Genomic DNA, 17,438 nt, shown 5'->3' on the forward strand with positions numbered 1-17,438 from the left:
TTATTCCACAGTAAGGGCATAAACGGCAAACGTTGCCAGCCAATGCTCGCCGGCATAATCGCCGCTGGCCACATGCGGAAGGGCTGCGTGAAGGTGCTGTGAAGCCAGTTCCCGGATAGCGGGAGCATGATTGCCGGCATGGCGGGCAATGCCGTAGAGGCACCAGGCACGGCTCAGATTGAGGCCGTCCAGATGTACAAGCTTGCCATCGGTACGGTCGTTAACAGTAGCGATGTGGAACAGCGGCTCATTAGTAAAAAGGCCGGGAAGGAAGTTCTTCAGCCAGACTTTGTATTCCTGCTCAGGAAGGATTCGCCACATGAGATCAGCTTCCTCCAGGCAGGGTGAAAGGAAGTCGTACCCGCCGGGTTCCCAGCTGGCAGGGCAGTTACGGTCGTTCGCATAAAACCGCATGGCTGCAACCCGGATGGAGGACTGCAGGGCTGTATCTTTAGCCGTGGCTGCATAATCCCAGGCGAGGCGCAGGCCAAAAGCAAGATTCGTATGTTCCCCTACGCGGATGGGATAGGCGATCTTTTTAAGGAAATCGCGCCAGGACACACTGAAGTAGCGGGCCATAGGCGCAATATTGGCGGAAAGCTCCCGCGCAAAAGGATCGTTCCAGGTCAGCAGTTCGTTTTGCAGCTGCATCAGCCAGCTCCACCCGTAAATCCTTTCAAAGCCTTTGTTCTCTTTGTTGGAGAAGAGCTGGAGCTCTTTGCGGATGTTAGCGGCCGTGAGGTTCTGGGCAAGTTTTTCTTTTATCTGTGCGGCATTGGGCAGGCCGGGGTACATTTTCAACAGGCGAACGAGCATCCAGTGGCCATGAACGCTGCTATGCCAGTCGTAACATCCGTAAAACGCAGGGTGGTAGGAGATGGGTTTCTGAATGAGGTTCGAATCGGAGAATACGATACCGGTTTTGTAGGGGAACTCATGCTGCATACACTTCAGCGGTAACCCGGAAAGGTGAACCGCTCCGGCCTGTGTGAGGCGGAGGATGCCATTCTGTTCTTCGTAATATTTCGTTTGTGCGTTAGATGTGGTAAAAGCCAGCAGGGCCGCAAGCAGGAAAGTAGCTCTCATCATAGGTTACCGGTTCAATAACAGTTTGATGTAAAAAGATGGTTTGGTTAGTTTTTTACGGAGGTCTACTTCGTAGAACATGCTGGAGATAACATCGCGCAGTTGTTTGTTACGTGTACCGGCTTTCATAAGGAGATTGAAGAGCCGCGGGTAGCGTACCAGCTTCTGCAGTTTGGTACTCAGTCTTAGTTCGGCTCCCAGTACCCGCTGGATGTTACCATCGTAAGCGAGCATAGTTTCCGCGCTGAAGTCATTGGATTGAAGGCATTGTGCAGCCTGTTTGGCGGCAATGCCTCCGCTGTAAATGGCATTACCGATACCTTCGCCGGTAAACGGATCGATGAGGAAGGCAGCATCACCTACGAGCATCCACCGTTCGCCAGACAGCCGCCTTTTGCGGGAGCCGAGGGGCAGGCCGTAGCCTTCGATGGCACTAACGGGTTGGGCATTGCGAAATCTTTCCGCAAAAACCGGATCATTGGCGAGGGTTTCCAGCATAAGGGCTTTAAGATTCACCTTACGGCGGCGCACCGCGTCGGAAGGCATATCTATCCCTACATTGGCTTCTCCATTTGGAAGCGGGAAGATCCAGAGGTAACCGGGCAGCAGGTTTTTCAGGAAATGCAGTTCTATATAGCTGTGTGCATGGGTGCCGGTAACACCGGAGTAATAAGCGCGAACGCCGGCGGCGTAATGCTTCGGCTCCATTCGGATACCCGCCACGTCTTTGGTGAAAGCGGAGTGAGCGCCATTGGCCACGATGATGAGTTTAGCCTTAATGCGCAGGGTTCCCTTTGCATCGGATAGTTCATAACCATCGGGTGTGGGCGTATATTGGTCAATGGAAATCCCTTCTATCAGCTGCACATGCCGGCACTGTTTGAGTTCATCCACCAAAAAATTATCGAAATGAATGCGTTTGCAAACGAAGCCGATGGGGGCATCGGCAGCCGGGTTGTAATTGGGCTTGTAGGGCACATCCATGCCCGTACGTCCGGGAGCTACGAAGGTGACGCCCCAGCTGTTTTCCTTTTCAGTAAGTGCCTGCAGCCGTTTCCCGATGGCGGGATCGATGCGGTTGAGGCCGGCTATGACTTTTCCGCTCAACCCGTCGCCACACACTTTATCGCGGGGGAAAACGGCTTTATCTACCACCACGCAGGAAATCCCGAGCCTGTCGAGCTGAAGGGCAGCGGCAGCGCCTCCGGGGCCTGCGCCAATTATGCAAACGTCCGTGATTGTCATAGCCGGCAAGATACATATTCTGGTGCCGCTGCGGAAAATATATCTTTGCGGCAAATCAGATCTTATGTTTGGAGACTTGTTTGGAAAGCTGCAGGAAGCGCAGCAAAAAATGCAGGAAAGCAAGGAGCGCCTGCGTCATATTCTGGTGGATGCGGAAGCCGGCAACGGCGCCGTGAAAGTGGTGGTAACGGGTGGCCGCGAAGTGCGGAGTGTGGAAATAGACCCTTCGTTGCTGGTGGCAGACCGTAAGGAGGAGCTGGAGGATCTGCTGATCACAGCGCTGAACCGCGGGCTTAAGCAGGCAGAAGAAACCTGGGAAGCGGAAATGAAGGGCATGGCAGGCGGAATGCTTGGCGGTATGGGCCTTCCGGGGATGTAAGGATAAAAAAAAGAACCGGGCCATAAAGGTCCGGTTCCGTTATCCTTATTGCATAATTCTATAAGTCATCAGTTAACCTCTTCAGCTTTCAGCATCTTCTGGAACTTCTTCCGCTCTTCTTCGTCAAGGATGGTTTTACGCATACGGATGTGGTTCGGCGTAACCTCGATACACTCATCCTGCTGGATGTATTCCATACATTCTTCCAGCGTCATCAGGATTTTAGGAGCGATATTGGTGGCCGCGTCACTTCCGCTGGCGCGCATGTTGGTTAATTTCTTGCCTTCGTTAGGGTTTACCACGAGATCGCCGGGTTTGTTGGTTTCGCCGATGATCATGCCACGGTATACTTCTTCACCTGCATCCACGAAGAAAGATCCGCGATCCTGCAGTTTGTCGAGAGAGTAACCGGTAGTGGTACCTGCTTCTTTTGCAACGAGAACACCATTGCTACGGCCGGGGATTGGGCCTTTCCAGGGTTTGTAATCGTTGAAGCGGTGAGCCATAACTGCTTCGCCGGCAGTACCGGTCAGCATTTGAGTACGGAGACCGATGAGGCCGCGGGAAGGAATTTCAAATTCCAGGTGCTGCATTTCACCTTTGGTTTCCATGATGAGCATTTCACCTTTGCGGCGGGTAACCAGGTCAATCACTTTAGAAGCGAATTCCTGGGGAACGTCTACCACGAGGGTTTCATAAGGCTCACATTTCTTACCGTCTACCTGCTTCAGGATAACCTGGGGCTGGCCTACGGTGAGTTCATAACCTTCGCGGCGCATGGTTTCTACCAGTACACCCAGGTGGAGGATACCACGACCGTAAACCAGGAAGGAGTCGGCAGAATCGGTATCAACTACGCGGAGAGCGAGGTTTTTCTCGGTTTCTTTCATGAGGCGGTCGCGCAGGTGACGGGAGGTCACGAACTTACCGTCTTTACCAAAGAAAGGCGAGTTGTTGATGCTGAACATCATGTTCATGGTAGGCTCGTCTACACTGATAACGGGCAGGGCTTCGGGAGCTTCGAAGTCAGCGATGGTGTCGCCGATACCGAAATCTTCCAGGCCTACCACAGCGCAGATATCGCCGGGGTATACTTCTGTAACACGTTTTTTGCCGAGAGCTTCAAAGATGTACAGTTCACGAACACGGGATTTTTTGATAGATCCGTCTACCTGCACCAGTGAAATGGGCATGTTTTCGTAGATCTTACCACGGGTCACTTTACCTACGGCAATACGGCCGAGGAAGGTGCTATAATCGAGAGATGTAATCTGGAGTTGGAGGGATCCTTCGCCGATCTTAGGTTCCGGAACGTGTGTCAGGATACCATCGAGCAGGGGAATGATGTCTTCGCGGGGAGCAATGGTATCGTTGAACCAGCCATTTTTACCGGAACCATAGTAGGTTGGGAAGTTCAGCTGTTCTTCGGTAGCGTCCAGGTTGAAGAAAAGTTCAAAAACGGCGTCATGCACTTCGTCGGGGCGGCAGTTGGGCTTATCTACCTTATTAATAACAACGATGGGCTTCAGGTTAAGCTGCAGCGCTTTCTGGAGTACGAAGCGGGTCTGCGGCATGGGGCCTTCGAAGGCATCCACCAGCAAAATCACACCGTCTGCCATTTTCAGTACACGCTCTACCTCACCACCGAAGTCGGCGTGGCCCGGAGTGTCAATAACGTTGATTTTCACTCCTTTATATTCCACGGATACGTTCTTGGACAAGATAGTGATACCACGTTCCTTTTCAAGATCATTATTATCCATAATAAGTTCTCCGGTTTCCTGATTGGCCCGAAAAACGTTTGTAGAATGTAAGATCTTGTCTACCAGGGTCGTTTTGCCGTGGTCTACGTGCGCGATGATAGCGATGTTTCTGATTTGCATGACAATGAGTAATTTAGCCGTTTCCGAACCCCATCCCGGCACCATTTTACACCGGAAGAAATCGAAAAGAAGGCGCAAAGGTACGAATAAACATGCGAATTTGATGCCACCTCCGGATAAATAACCCGGAAATAACAGATTCCGGACATTTCATCCGGAAGCTAACAATGAACGACTTACGAATGTAGAACGGCTCTTATGTGTGAGGTTATGGAATGATCCTTTGCCCGCCCAGCGCAGCTTCCAGCTGCCGGAAGGCCTGCTGGTTGGCAGGGTTATCGAGGGCCCGCGCAATGTCCAGCTTTTCCCGGGGCGTAAGGTGCCAGCTCAGTGCGGCGGCCTTATCGGCCTGTTGCGGTACATACTGGAAAATCAACCGGGAAAACTTACCGGGATAGCTTTCCTCCATATAATTTATGAGCTGATCCTGGTTGAAATCCTGCATGCTGGTCCAGTGGCTTTGCATGGAAAACAACGGCTCAAACAATAAATCGCTCAGATCTTTCTGCTGCTTGATAGGGCTCATGTCGTTTTTGCGGGAATCCCGCAACTGGATAAAGATAACCCCGGCTGTATTGTCATTGATCCATTTCCGGAAGATGTGCAGGAACCGAAGACTGGTTTCCTGTCCGAAGTTATCACTGATACCGGCATCCATCACATCCACAATAGGCGTGCTTGGCAGGAATACATTTGGCAGCACATAAGGGAAAGTGGCGCTCATACGGATGGCACTTGTTACCCTCAGCTCCTGCGCATCCTGCGCGGCAAAGAACTGTCCGAAGTCCACACCATCCACATCCCGGATGCTCCGTGTGGGATAAAGGTATTCTGGCGCACAGAGGTAGCTGACAGGTTGTGGCGACATATACAGCCTCCGCCCGTCGGCATTAATAGTGGCGCACCATATCAGCAGCGGGATGCGAGCTTCGAATTCCGCCTGTCTATAGTCGCCCAGTTTCTTATTTAATATATGATCGGTATTCAGATTCAACTGCATTTCAAAAGCATACCCACGGTCTTTCGCGTAGGCGTTATGCCCGATGTTGAAATGACGGAATGGCGTTATGACGTCGTTTACGGCAAAGGAGCTGAACACGGAGTTCAGCAGATCGCGGGAAATTTTGTCGCAGTAAGAGCTGTCGTATAAATCGTGCTTTGTCGGCATTCGGCCTTCCTGACGGCGAAGGTATAGCTCACGGAAATAAGTGGCGCCCATCATGCCGCCGGAAGCCCCGGTGATAAGCATGGTATGCTGCAGTAGTTTGCCATTGAGCAAACTGTCGTACCGCTGCAACACGTTCATAGTCCAGGCGGCAGAACGGCTTCCGCCACCACTGGTATTGATCACAATCAAAGGTGGTTTGGATCCTGCGGGGAAACGCTTTTTCCAGTTTTCGAGAATCTTTATGGTATGTTCCTGATCAGCTTTGCTGCGGGCGTCGGTGAAAAATTCCTGCAGGTCGTGCGAACTGTAGGCAGGCCGTCCGGTTTTGTTGTGATAATCGAGACCATATGCTTTATTCCGGTTGTCGATCCACTGGTTTTTTACCATCCAGTTGAGGCCTATTATAATACCGATGAGTACGGGAATGGCCCAGCTTTCCAGGAGGTAAGCGTATGCTCCGGCGAGGCCGATAAGGAACGCAAAGAAGATTAGTACGCTCGCACCGGCGGGGATTCGGAAGGCGGCATAGTCCATCAGGTAGGCCATGATCACGAGGAACACCAGTGCCAGGCCGATGGTGATCATGGCTGCGAAGTGATGCTGACGGAAGATGTTGTCGAGATAATGTTTATTGTAGTGCCCTACATTCCGCGCCCTTCGGATGCGCCATGGACTGGCAAAATAACTTAGCACCGGCAGCGCATTCTCATCATGTTCCTGATTGGGGATGAGCACGGTACGAAGGAAGTTGCGGGGATTACCGAATTTCTTCATGAGCCTGCGGCCGATGTTTTTGTCTGCATTGAAGAAATAAAAGAAAGACACAAACAAGATGGCGAGGTATCCACAGATAAAGCCTTCGGCGAGCAGGAGTATCTGGGGGATGGTGTTGAGTTCCTGCCAGCGTTGGTATTGCCATCCGCGCCATAGCAGCATCAGAAGGAATGCAGCGGGAATGATGGAATTATTGAGGCAGTAGCGGGAGAAAGGTTGTGAGGTGGTGGACAGGAATTTGAACCTGCCGCTGTGAAGTATGAACGTGGTAATGTTCCAGCTCATGGTAAAAATGGCGGCGGCCACGCCCATCACGGTGGTGCTGTAGAAATTCACCTTTCCCATGTATTCAGGGGCGAGATATAATGCATCGCCGCCGTAGGTTTTCGCGAATCCGCCGTTGATGGTGCTGAAGAGTATTGCCCAGAAGATCAGGAGCACCTGATACTTGCGGAAATGCAGCAGCAGCAGCTGGATGGGAAAGGAATAGAAGAATCTTGACCAATATCTTTTCACCTCAGTAAATTAAGGCAAAAATCGCCAATGGAAAATTAATAATATGTCAATGCCGTACGGGTGCGGTGAGATAATTGGCCCAAACGAGTACCATGAGAAGGGCCATGCCGGTGAACTGATGGGCGAGGGCAAAGCCCAGCGGTATTTTCACGGTACTGTTGAGTACGGTAAGCACACCCAGGAAAACCTGCAGCAGAACAGTAAATAGTGCTGCGGCACGGGCGCCTTGCAACTGTGGGATTTTGAGTGATTTAATGTACCAGATGGCGACGAGGATGGTCAGTATATAAGCCAGTCCGCGGTGGATAAACTGGATTGTGATGGGGTTATGCGTAATATCTGCCAGGAATCCGCCCTCAGCAAACATCCCGGGAGGTGCCCAGAACCCGTTTATGGACGGCCAGGTGGTGGCAGCCAGTGCTGCATGCAGGCCTGCCATGAAGCCTCCATATACCAGTTGAACTACCAGGATGGCCAGCATCCAGCCGGAAAGCTTCCGGAGGCCGGGAGCCTCGGCACGGTGCTCAGGGGGAACGCTCAGTTTGAGGGCAAACCAGAGTACGTACCAGAGCAGGCCCAATGCGGCGATAAAGTGGATGGCTAAACGAATATGGCTGACGTAGAGATTTTCTTCATTCAGGCCGCTTTTTACCATGATCCAACCAATGAGGCCCTGGAGCCCGCCGAGGATGAACAGGGTGATCATGGGGCCGATCATGCTGCGGTCGATCTTCTTCTTTATGATGAAATAGATAAACGGCACAAAGAATACGATGCCGATGAGGCGGGCCCAGTTGCGGTGCAGCCATTCCCAGAAGTAGATCCATTTGAAATCGGTCAGTGTAAAATGGCTGTTGATATATTTACTCTGGCCGATTTCCTGGTATTTGGCAAAAGCATCCTGCCATGCCGATTCGGTCATGGGAGGGAGGGCGCCCAGGATGGGCTTCCATTCCGTAATACTGAGGCCGCTGCCGGTGAGCCGCGTGATGCCGCCCAGCAATACCTGCACAATGATCATGGCCACCCCGGTATACAACCAGATAACGATGGCCCGGTTCCCTTTTGTTTGCTGCATGTCCATAAAGCAGCAAAAATATGGGGAAAAACGCACCGGAGCGGATGATTTTTATCAATTCCGGAATCATTCAGCGGGTTTTTGTAATTTTAGCGCCAACAAAACAACTAACCTTGCTGCTGCCTTATTTTCAGGACGAGCTTACAGAAGCCGGCTGCGATGAAGCCGGAAGGGGCTGCCTGGCAGGTCCCGTTTTTGCGGCGGCAGTAATACTGCCGAGGGACTTCAGCCATCCATTCCTAAACGATTCCAAACAGATGACGGAGGGGGACCGGTTTGCGCTGCGGCCTATCATAGAACAGCATGCGTTAGCATTCGCGGTAGCCAGTGTGGATAATGAGGAAATTGATAAGATAAATATCCTGAAAGCCTCGTTCAAAGCGATGCACATCGCTTTGGCACGATTATCGCTACAGCCCCAGTTGTTACTCATTGATGGAAACCGTTTCACTCCCTATGGCAATATCCCTCATACCTGCGTTATTCAGGGCGATGGAAAATATGCATCCATAGCAGCGGCTTCGGTGCTGGCAAAAACTTATCGGGATGATTACATGCATCAATTGCACGCGGAATTCCCGAATTATGGCTGGAAAGACAACAAAGGTTATCCTACCCGCCAGCACAGAGAAGCCATCCGGTCGCACGGCGATACGCCCTATCACAGAAGGTCGTTCCGCCTGTTGCCAGATCAGCTGAGCCTGGACGGGGAGGAAAAGTGGTAAAAAGGAACGAGCCATGTTAAAGCAGACGCAACAACAGAAATTATTACAGAAACTGTCGCCACAGCAGATTCAGCTTATGAAACTGCTGCAGGTGCCTACTGCCAATCTGGAAGAGAGAATCAAGGAAGAACTGGAAGAAAATCCCGCCCTGGAATATAGCGAAGATGGCTCCACTCCCGATGATGAAATGGAAAAACCGGCTGAAGAGTTCGAGAACGGTGAAGATGAATTTGAGCCGGATGGCAGCGAAAGCGAATACGATAATATTGATATCTCAGAATATGTTTCCGAAGGAGACGACGAGATAGCCGACTATAAACTGAGGGACGACAATTACCCCGACCCCGATGAGCAGCGTACCATGCCCATTCGCGTGGAAACCACTTTCCACGATCATTTACTTGACCAGCTGGGGCTGCAAACGCTTGATGAGCGTGAGCGGCGGATAGCCGAACAGATAATCGGATCTATCGACGACGACGGTTACCTGCGCCGTGAGGCTTCCGCGATTGTGGATGATTTGTCTTTTTCCCAAAATGTGGAAACGGATGAGGAAGAAATCCGACAGTTGATAAAATTGATCCAGACCTTCGACCCTCCCGGCGTTTGCTGTGCCGATCTGAAGGAATGCCTCCTGCTGCAGCTGCGGCGCAAAGCGCAGGACGATCCGGGGATAATCTACGCCACCCGCATCCTCGATGATTACTTCGACGAATTTACCAAGAAGCACTACGAAAAGATACAGCGTTCGCTGAACCTCTCCGATGAAGATCTTCGGGAGGCCATCGGTCAGATCATCAAGCTGAACCCCAAGCCCGGTGCTAACCACAGCGTGCTCAACAAGGCCGAAAGCTATGTGATCCCCGATTTCTTTATCCTCAATAACAACGGCAAGCTGGAATTGTCGCTCAACAGCAAGAACGCGCCCGACCTCCGGATTTCCGAAGGGTACCGCGAAATGCTGAAGGAGTACGACAGGGGAGATAAGAAAGACAAGCGCCAGAAGGAAGCGGTATTGTTTATCAAGCAGAAGATTGATGCGGCCAAATGGTTCATCGACGCCATCAAGCAGCGGCAGCATACCTTGCTGAGCACTATGGAGGCTATTATGAACTACCAGTACGACTTCTTCCTCACCGGCGACGAAACTACGATGAGGCCTATGATCCTCAAGGATATAGCAGACGTCACGCAGCTGGATATTTCTACAGTGAGCCGTGTGGCCAATAGTAAATACGTACAAACTGAATTCGGCACTTTCAAGCTGAAATTCTTCTTCTCCGAATCGCTGAGTACAGACAGCGGGGAGGAGGTATCGACCCGGGAAGTGAAGAAAATCCTGTCCGATATGATCGGCGGAGAGAATAAGCGCAAGCCGCTGAGCGATGAGAATCTCACAAAGATGTTGCAGGACAAAGGATACAATATCGCGCGGCGCACCGTGGCCAAATACAGGGAGCAGTTAAACATCCCGGTGGCGCGTTTACGCAAGGAATTATGATGACATTCATGGAAGAGCAGAAAACGACCGTACCTTTTTCGCCCGCCGTCAGGGCAGTTGCAAACGTATTTTCTTACGTATTGCACCCATTATTTATACCGCTGCTCGTAACTTTTCTGGCAGTAACGGCATTGCCGGAGTTTTTCACCGCGTTTAAGGGTAACAGTTTCCGCTGGGAATACGACGTGCTGTTTATACGCGTGGCAGTGGCGAGCGTGTTGTTCCCCATGCTGGTGGTTGTATTGGCGAAGGCATTGGGCTTCGTGGAAAGCATTACACTGGGCGGGCAGCGCGACAGGATCATACCATATGTAGCTTCCATCATATTTTACTTCTGGGCATTCTACACATTCCTCCGCGAGGGGGCGAGCCCGGATTTCTATAATGCTTTCTGGCTGGGGGTGTTCATCGCCGTGGTGATATCCTTTGTGGCCAACAGCTTCGTGAAGATCAGCATGCATACAGTAGGCTGGGGCGGAGTAGTGGGCTTTTTACTGGCTCTCATGTTCGGCATGGGAATGAACGTGGCACTGCCGCTGGCAGGGGCTGTATTGCTGGCCGGCATAGCGGGTTCCTCCCGGCTGATACTGGACGCACACTCACCTGGCGAGGTGTGGTCGGGCTTTGTGGTGGGGGTACTGTCGCAACTGGCGGCTTATCTTATTTTGGGCTAACCTTTCCTTCTTTTTCAACTTTCCGGAAAATTATTTTCACTGCGCATATTCTGTGCGTAGCAGTGCTGCAATTTTGTAATGTCAACAGCAGGGGGCATGCTATTAGAATTAGTATTTCGCAGTAAATGCTAAATTTTTTAGGATAATATCCGGAAATAGTTTTACCTTGCAGTACCAAGCAAATAACAACGAATAAACAATAATACTGACTAACTAATTCAAACAATTATGTCAAACGCCAATACTGAAAAACTGAAGGCTCTTCGCCTTACCATGGACAAAATCGAGAAGGATTTCGGAAAGGGATCCGTGATGATGATGGGAGAGAAAGCGGAGGCGCCGATGGAGGTGATTTCCACCGGATCGCTGGGGCTGGATATTGCCCTGGGTATTGGCGGCTTCCCGAAAGGGCGTATTATAGAGATATATGGGCCGGAGTCTTCTGGTAAGACGACGGTTGCGATACATACAATTGCAGAAGCTCAGAAGAAGGGTGGTATTTGTGCTATCATAGATGCTGAGCATGCTTTTGACAGTTCTTATGCCCGCAGGCTGGGCGTGGATGTGGATTCTCTGTTGATTTCACAGCCAGACCATGGTGAGCAGGCACTGGAAATCGCCGACCGGCTGATTTTGTCCGGCGCGGTGGATGTGGTGGTAATTGACTCTGTGGCCGCACTGGTTCCCAAAGGGGAGCTGGAAGGTGAGATGGGCGAGAGCAAGATGGGTCTTCAGGCACGTCTCATGTCTCAGGCGCTCCGGAAGCTGACGGCTACTATTTCGAAAACGAATTGCTGCTGCATCTTCATTAACCAGCTGCGTGAGAAAATTGGTGTGATGTTCGGTAACCCCGAAACAACAACCGGTGGTAACGCCCTGAAATTCTACGCATCGGTTCGGCTGGATATTCGCCGTATGAGCCAGATTAAAGATGGCGACGAGGCAGTAGGTAACCGTGTGAAAGTGAAAGTGGTAAAGAATAAAGTAGCTCCTCCGTTCCGGCTGGCCGAGTTCGATATCATTTTCGGTGTCGGTATATCCAAAGTAGGTGAACTCATCGATATGGGTGTGGAATACGGCATCATCCAAAAGAGCGGTAGCTGGTTCAGCTACGAAAGCAACAAGCTCGGTCAGGGCCGCGATGCAGTGAAGCAATTGCTGCTCGATAATCCTGAAGTTGCTGCAGAAGTGGAAGCCAAGATCAAAGCGAAACTCGCTGAAGCCGCGGCTGCTGCTCAATGAACGGTCGTAAATGCCGGAGGCAGCATTGCTTCCCTCCCGCAACAACCAACAAAGAAAATAAAGAAAAATTTATAGAACGTTTTTTAAACGTTTGTTTGGGTTAGTTTAGTAGAAGGTCCGTTGTCTAACGGACCTTTTTCATTTTCAATAACCACGATCATCATTGTAAGCATCCCTCGCAATAAAAATCATCGTTCTTTGACCGTCAATCATCCGATTAATTGACATTGGTCAAAAAAACGCAGATGAGCATTCCCCATCTTTGTGCCATGAACAACAAAAAGATCCTCCTGATCCTTGGTCACCCGGATAACGAAAGCTTTTGTAGCGCCATCGCGGAAGCCTATTTAAAGAGTGCAACAGCTGCAGGTCACGACATAAAGCTGCTGCGCCTGGGGGATCTCCCGTTTCAACCAAGCCTGCTGCATGGCTACCGCCAGCGTACCCAATGGGAGCCATGCCTGGAAGCAGCCTGGGCCGATATACAGTGGTGTAATCACATGGTATGGGTTTACCCCACCTGGTGGGGAACCTTCCCTGCAATTATGAAAGGGTTTATTGACCGGCTTTTTCTCCCGGGTAAAGCATTCAGGTACCGGGAAAACTCTCAACTATGGGATAAGCTGCTAAAAGGCAGATCTGCCCGTATCATTACTACCATGGATAGTCCACGCTGGTATAACTGGTTAATATATAGGAATGCAGGACACAACGCAATGAAACGTGCCACCCTGGAATTTTGTGGTGTTAGTCCTGTGAAAGTTACAGCTTTCGGAAAACTCAGGTGGCTCAGTGAAGAAGCGAGAGCTAAAGTTCTCACCAGGATTGAAGTATTGGGCCGCGCAGGAAAGTAACCTGGGAGGAAGTGTTTCGACAAGTATTTTGGAAAAGGAATCACCCGGTTTGTTAACACCCTAAAAACTCGCTTTCGGGAGAAAAATGAAGCAATGGCTTCACACAGTAACCAATGGAAATTAATACTCACTAAGGTGTACATGCATAACCCTTACCGCCGCGAACCCAATACAAATTTGGGTGTTGAAAGTGAAGATGAGCGGTATAACCCAATTTGCAGAAAATCGGGAAAGTATAACCCAGAAGGATGGCGCACTGTATTAAAGGTGCGTCATTCTTCATTTAGCTTCATTGCTCTGCCCGGATACGGCTCAATGTTTCGGAAGACATCCCGAGGTACGAAGCCAGATACTGTAACGGCGCCCGCTGTAATAGCCCCGGTTGTTTTTCCATGAGTTCAAGGTAACGCTCCCGGGCTGACTTAAACCGCAGCGACCGTAATCCATGGTCCATTTCAAGATAATATTGACTGATCATTAGCCGCCCCAGCCTTTCTATCTCGTGGAATGCAGTATAAAGCCGCTCAAGGTCGGCATAGGAAATCGATATGATTTCACTGTCTTCCAGCGTTTCAATATTATAGTATGCCGGCTCTCCGCTTAGCAGGCTGTCCATAGCGCAAACGATACATTGTTCCTGACCCAGTAAAAGTGTTACCTCTTTGTTTTCATGGAGGTAATAGCTTCGCACCATTCCACTGGCTACGATAAATAGGTGGGTAGCCGGCCGTCGGGTCTGTTGCAGCAGGTGTTTTTTCGGATAGCTTTCCAGGATGAGGCAATGACTAATTGCTTCGCGTGCGGCTTCCGTTAGAGGAGAAACTGCTTCGAAGTGATCGAGAGCCCTTGCGATGGCAGGGGAATATATTGATTGACTGGCCATGATATGTGAAGGTATAATATTATGCCGATCGGCCGCTTCATCGTACATTTAAGCAGATAAATATGCCGACCTTATACCAGATACTCGACGTCTCTGAAAATGCCGGCCTCCCGGAAATCAAACGTTCCTTCCGAAGGCTGTCGATGCAATACCACCCTGATCGCAATCCAGGGAATTCCGCAGCGGAAGCACGTTTTCGCGAAATCCTTGAAGCTTATCGCATATTATCTGAACCGGATGAGAGGGTTCGATATGACAGGCAGCTCGCCTGGAGTAGGGTACCGTCCTCACCGCCCTCGCAGCCAGCTCCGGATAATGGCTATGCTGCTCCGAAAAGAAATAATCCTTACACTGAGTACCGCCGCAGTGCAAATACCGCCGCACCTCCTCAGCAGGGCCCGCCACGGCCTTTGCCATGGCGCTTTATGGTTACCATACTTGGGGTAATGATTCTGTTTTTTGTGGGTCTGTACAACTTCGCGCCCAAGCCCAAAGACAACAATGAAGAGTTGAGAATGCCCGATACGCATAGGTTACCGAAGCATGTAGAAGCTACCGATAAGATTCATTTTACCGATGGCAGGGTGCAGCAGTATGAGGATTGGCGAAATGCTTTCAGGCACTTACCATTCATAGAATCGTGGGAACATTTCGGAAATAAAAGCGATGAGGCGCTTTACGTAACCATCTATTATAATCCGGACCGGCATAATTACCAGGATTATGTTTTTATGCAGGATGAGAATGGCGGGTTGCGGCAAATATTCCGGTATGAAGGGGGCACTTATAGAAGGGGCCCACAGATAAAATTGTTTTTTGGACGGGATGTGGAACAAGGTGATTGTTCTGATTGCGAGTTCCCGGGTTTGCCAAACCCTGGGATTGCGGGTATCTATTTGGAGGAAACGGGAGGGGGATATGCGTTTGAAGCCGTGGCAGATTTGCATGAAAAGAAAATCCGGGAGAACCTTTATTGGTTGCAAACCGCACCATTAACCAGGGATTTCGAAATGGAATACCGGATGCGGGAGTATCAACGTCAGTTACTTACCTGGCATTTTTTGCATCGCAGCGATTCTTCAGCAGAAGCAGTTTTTAAGGAATATTACATGCAGGAGGATGCAGCAATACGCTGGCATAACATAGAGCGCCTAATAAAGGTGTATGAAACTAAAATAGCCTCCGACATTTTGATACGTACAGAGGCTATCTGAGCCACCCATCGGAATCGAACCGACGACCTGTTATTTACGAAACAACCGCTCTAACCAGCTGAGCTAGGGTGGCAGGTGTTACAAAAATAATGTCCGGGAGGAAATAAATTATATCCAGTTAAAAAAATCTTTATCTATTCTTGTTTCCCTTCTTCGTCTGTTTCTTCTTCACCTTCAAAGCTTTCATCTTCATCGTCCCCATCATCTTCCATCATTGGTGCACGCTGCTGTGCTGCATCAGCGGCGAGAGCTTCCCACAATACATCCTTTAGTTCCTGCAATCCGGTTTGTGTAACGGAGGATATGAAGACATGCGGTACATCTGCCGGAAGTTCTGCGGAAATAGCTTCCTTTAGTTCATCGTCGAGCATATCGCTTTTGGATATGGCGATGAGGAATTGTTTATCAAGCAGTTCGGGGTTGAATTGTTCGAGCTCGTTCAGGAGGATATCGAATTCTTTTTTGTGATCCGGGCTGTCTGCCGGGATCACGAATAACAGTACAGCGTTACGTTCGATATGGCGGAGAAAACGATGGCCGAGGCCTTTGCCTTCATGGGCTCCTTCGATGATACCTGGCAGGTCGGCCATGCAAAACGAGCGATCGTCGCGGTAATGGACCATGCCGAGCTGAGGGGTGAGGGTGGTAAAGGCGTAGTTGGCAATTTTGGGCCTGGCAGCGGTGATGCTGGACAGGAGGGTAGATTTACCTGCGTTGGGGAAGCCCACGAGGCCTACGTCGGCTAATACTTTCAGCTCAAGGATCTTCCATCCTTCGAGGCCTGGCTGGCCGGGTTGGGCATATTCGGGAGTCTGGTTGGTGGCGCTTTTGAAGTAGGCGTTACCGCGGCCGCCCTGGCCGCCTGGCATGAAGATAATCTCTTCCCCATCGCGCATCACTTCGGCTTCTACTTCCCCTGTTTCTTCATCCCGAACGATGGTGCCGAGGGGAACTTCGATTACAATGTCTTTCCCGTAATGTCCGGTACAGTTGTCGCCACTTCCATTACCACCGTTTTCGGCGAGTACGTTTTTATACCAGCGCAGGTGTAAAAGGGTCCACAGCTGAGCATTTCCACGCAGGATGAGGTGGCCTCCGCGCCCGCCGTCGCCCCCGTCGGGGCCTGCCAGCGCTTTAAATTTGGTGCGCATAAAGTGCCTGCTTCCCGCACCACCGTGGCCGGATTTACAAAATACCCTGATATAGTCTACAAAATTCTCCATGATCTTTACTGATTTGCCGGCCCGGGCGGTGCCGGGTCCAAAAGCAAAACGCAAAGATCGTAAAGTTTGGCTTTACATGATCTTTGCGTTTTAAATATGGTTCCAAACGGGGGCTTGCCTATACGCGAACGCCCATCAGATCGTCGATTTCTTTACTCAGCAGCTCGAAAATGTTATCGATGGAGCCGTCGCCCTTGATTTTCTTCAATTTGCCGTATTTGGCATAGTGATCAGCCACAGGAGCGGTTTTGTTATGATACTCCACGATACGTTTTTTCACCACATCCTCGCTGGCATCGTCTGACCGGCCGGAGGTCTGCCCACGTTCGAGCAAACGGCGAACCAGTTCATCTTCAGGCACTTCGAGGCTCAGAACAGCGGAAATAGCTGTTTTTTTGAGGGCCAGCAGTTTGTCGAGTGCTTCCGCCTGGGCGGTAGTACGCGGAAAACCGTCGAAAATGAAGCCACGGGCTTCGGGATTAGCGTCCAGTTTGGTAGAGATCATGCCGATCACCACTTCGTCCGGTACCAGTAAACCCTGGTCCATAACCTTTTGCGCTTCCATACCGAGCGGTGTTTTCGCTGCGATTTCAGAGCGCAGCAGATCGCCTGTAGACAGGTGAATTAATCCGTACTTCTCGATAATGTTGGCACTTTGTGTTCCTTTCCCGCTACCGGGAGGGCCAAATAGAATTAAATTGACCATGTGTTGCTGATAAAATATGATCACAAGCAATAGGCTTGCGCTTTTTCTGATTTGTTCCGCGACGTTTCTTCTACATTAAGCGCACTAAAAAGGTTCATCTTGTCAACGTCCCGTAAGGTGCAAATATAATAAGAAATTGAATGAGTTGGTAATTAATATTGCAATTACTGAATTGTTGCGAATGTATTAGTCAAATTAATAAAGATAATTCAATAAAAGAAGCAAAAACGTAGACGATCATTAAATCGCTCAGGAAGCCGCTTTGCCATCCGTCCTAAAGATATATT

Annotated in this window: 15 protein-coding genes and 1 tRNA gene; 7 read left to right on the top strand and 9 right to left on the bottom strand. The window is 50.3% G+C overall.

Translation table 11 applies throughout. The features are described from left to right. On the bottom strand, positions 1–1,089 hold the full coding sequence (locus tag DEV76_RS05810; RefSeq protein ID WP_109696050.1) for a DUF2891 domain-containing protein: 1,089 nt from the start codon (positions 1,087–1,089) through the stop codon (positions 1–3). Between the two features lie 3 nt (positions 1,090–1,092). Further along, positions 1,093–2,331, bottom strand: coding sequence for an NAD(P)/FAD-dependent oxidoreductase (locus tag DEV76_RS05815; RefSeq protein ID WP_109696052.1), 1,239 nt, complete (start codon positions 2,329–2,331; stop codon positions 1,093–1,095). 64 nt (positions 2,332–2,395) lie between these two features. Between DEV76_RS05815 and DEV76_RS05820 the strand changes: the two genes are divergently transcribed. After that, the gene (locus DEV76_RS05820) at positions 2,396–2,710 is read left to right on the top strand and encodes a YbaB/EbfC family nucleoid-associated protein (protein ID WP_109696054.1); all 315 of its coding nucleotides are present in this window, start codon (positions 2,396–2,398) and stop codon (positions 2,708–2,710) included. Between the two features lie 68 nt (positions 2,711–2,778). On the opposite strand, the gene typA is transcribed toward DEV76_RS05820, so the two are convergent. From typA to DEV76_RS05835, 3 genes are all read right to left on the bottom strand, one after another. After that, the gene (gene typA, locus DEV76_RS05825; protein ID WP_198651952.1) at positions 2,779–4,593 is read right to left on the bottom strand and encodes a translational GTPase TypA; all 1,815 of its coding nucleotides are present in this window, start codon (positions 4,591–4,593) and stop codon (positions 2,779–2,781) included. 208 nt (positions 4,594–4,801) lie between these two features. Next, positions 4,802–7,051 (bottom strand): patatin-like phospholipase family protein, encoded by a 2,250-nt coding sequence (locus tag DEV76_RS05830; protein ID WP_109696058.1) that lies wholly within the window; start codon positions 7,049–7,051, stop codon positions 4,802–4,804. A 46-nt stretch (positions 7,052–7,097) separates the two neighbouring features. Next, entirely contained in the window at positions 7,098–8,135 is a 1,038-nt protein-coding gene (locus DEV76_RS05835) for a COX15/CtaA family protein (protein WP_109696060.1), read from the bottom strand. Positions 8,136–8,242: 107 nt separating this feature from the next. On the opposite strand from DEV76_RS05835, the gene DEV76_RS05840 reads away from it, so the two are divergent. The 5 genes from DEV76_RS05840 to DEV76_RS05860 all read left to right on the top strand — a co-directional run bounded on the left by DEV76_RS05840 (position 8,243) and on the right by DEV76_RS05860 (position 13,125). Then, entirely contained in the window at positions 8,243–8,854 is a 612-nt protein-coding gene (locus DEV76_RS05840; RefSeq protein WP_109696686.1) for a ribonuclease HII, read from the top strand. A 13-nt stretch (positions 8,855–8,867) separates the two neighbouring features. Further along, a complete protein-coding gene (gene rpoN / locus DEV76_RS05845; protein ID WP_109696062.1) occupies positions 8,868–10,355 on the top strand; it encodes an RNA polymerase factor sigma-54 in 1,488 nt (495 codons plus the stop codon). Continuing rightward, the gene (locus DEV76_RS05850) at positions 10,352–11,029 is read left to right on the top strand and encodes a hypothetical protein (protein ID WP_157962738.1); all 678 of its coding nucleotides are present in this window, start codon (positions 10,352–10,354) and stop codon (positions 11,027–11,029) included. The genes rpoN and DEV76_RS05850 overlap by 4 nt, the downstream gene beginning before the upstream one ends. Positions 11,030–11,257: 228 nt before the next feature. Beyond that, positions 11,258–12,271 (top strand): recombinase RecA, encoded by a 1,014-nt coding sequence (recA, locus tag DEV76_RS05855; protein WP_109696066.1) that lies wholly within the window; start codon positions 11,258–11,260, stop codon positions 12,269–12,271. 245 nt (positions 12,272–12,516) lie between these two features. Next, positions 12,517–13,125 (top strand): NAD(P)H-dependent oxidoreductase, encoded by a 609-nt coding sequence (locus DEV76_RS05860; protein ID WP_198651953.1) that lies wholly within the window; start codon positions 12,517–12,519, stop codon positions 13,123–13,125. 289 nt (positions 13,126–13,414) lie between these two features. Here the strand turns inward: DEV76_RS05860 and DEV76_RS05865 are convergent, their stop codons facing one another. Beyond that, positions 13,415–14,008: a Crp/Fnr family transcriptional regulator gene (locus DEV76_RS05865; protein WP_157962739.1), complete on the bottom strand. Its 594-nt coding sequence runs from the start codon at positions 14,006–14,008 to the stop codon at positions 13,415–13,417. A gap of 62 nt (positions 14,009–14,070) precedes the next feature. On the opposite strand from DEV76_RS05865, the gene DEV76_RS05870 reads away from it, so the two are divergent. Next, positions 14,071–15,222: a DnaJ domain-containing protein gene (locus tag DEV76_RS05870; protein ID WP_109696072.1), complete on the top strand. Its 1,152-nt coding sequence runs from the start codon at positions 14,071–14,073 to the stop codon at positions 15,220–15,222. On the opposite strand, the gene DEV76_RS05875 is transcribed toward DEV76_RS05870, so the two are convergent. The 3 genes from DEV76_RS05875 to DEV76_RS05885 all read right to left on the bottom strand — a co-directional run bounded on the left by DEV76_RS05875 (position 15,222) and on the right by DEV76_RS05885 (position 17,151). Further along, positions 15,222–15,295 (bottom strand) — tRNA-Thr (locus tag DEV76_RS05875). The genes DEV76_RS05870 and DEV76_RS05875 overlap by 1 nt on opposite strands. Before the next feature lie 61 nt (positions 15,296–15,356). Beyond that, entirely contained in the window at positions 15,357–16,445 is a 1,089-nt protein-coding gene (gene obgE, locus DEV76_RS05880; RefSeq protein ID WP_109696688.1) for a GTPase ObgE, read from the bottom strand. 118 nt (positions 16,446–16,563) lie between these two features. Then, positions 16,564–17,151, bottom strand: coding sequence for an adenylate kinase (locus DEV76_RS05885; RefSeq protein ID WP_109696074.1), 588 nt, complete (start codon positions 17,149–17,151; stop codon positions 16,564–16,566). Between the last annotated feature and the right edge of the window lie 287 nt (positions 17,152–17,438).

Source organism: Chitinophaga deserti, from assembly GCF_003149455.1.
Classification (GTDB): Bacteria; Bacteroidota; Bacteroidia; order Chitinophagales; family Chitinophagaceae; genus Chitinophaga; species Chitinophaga deserti.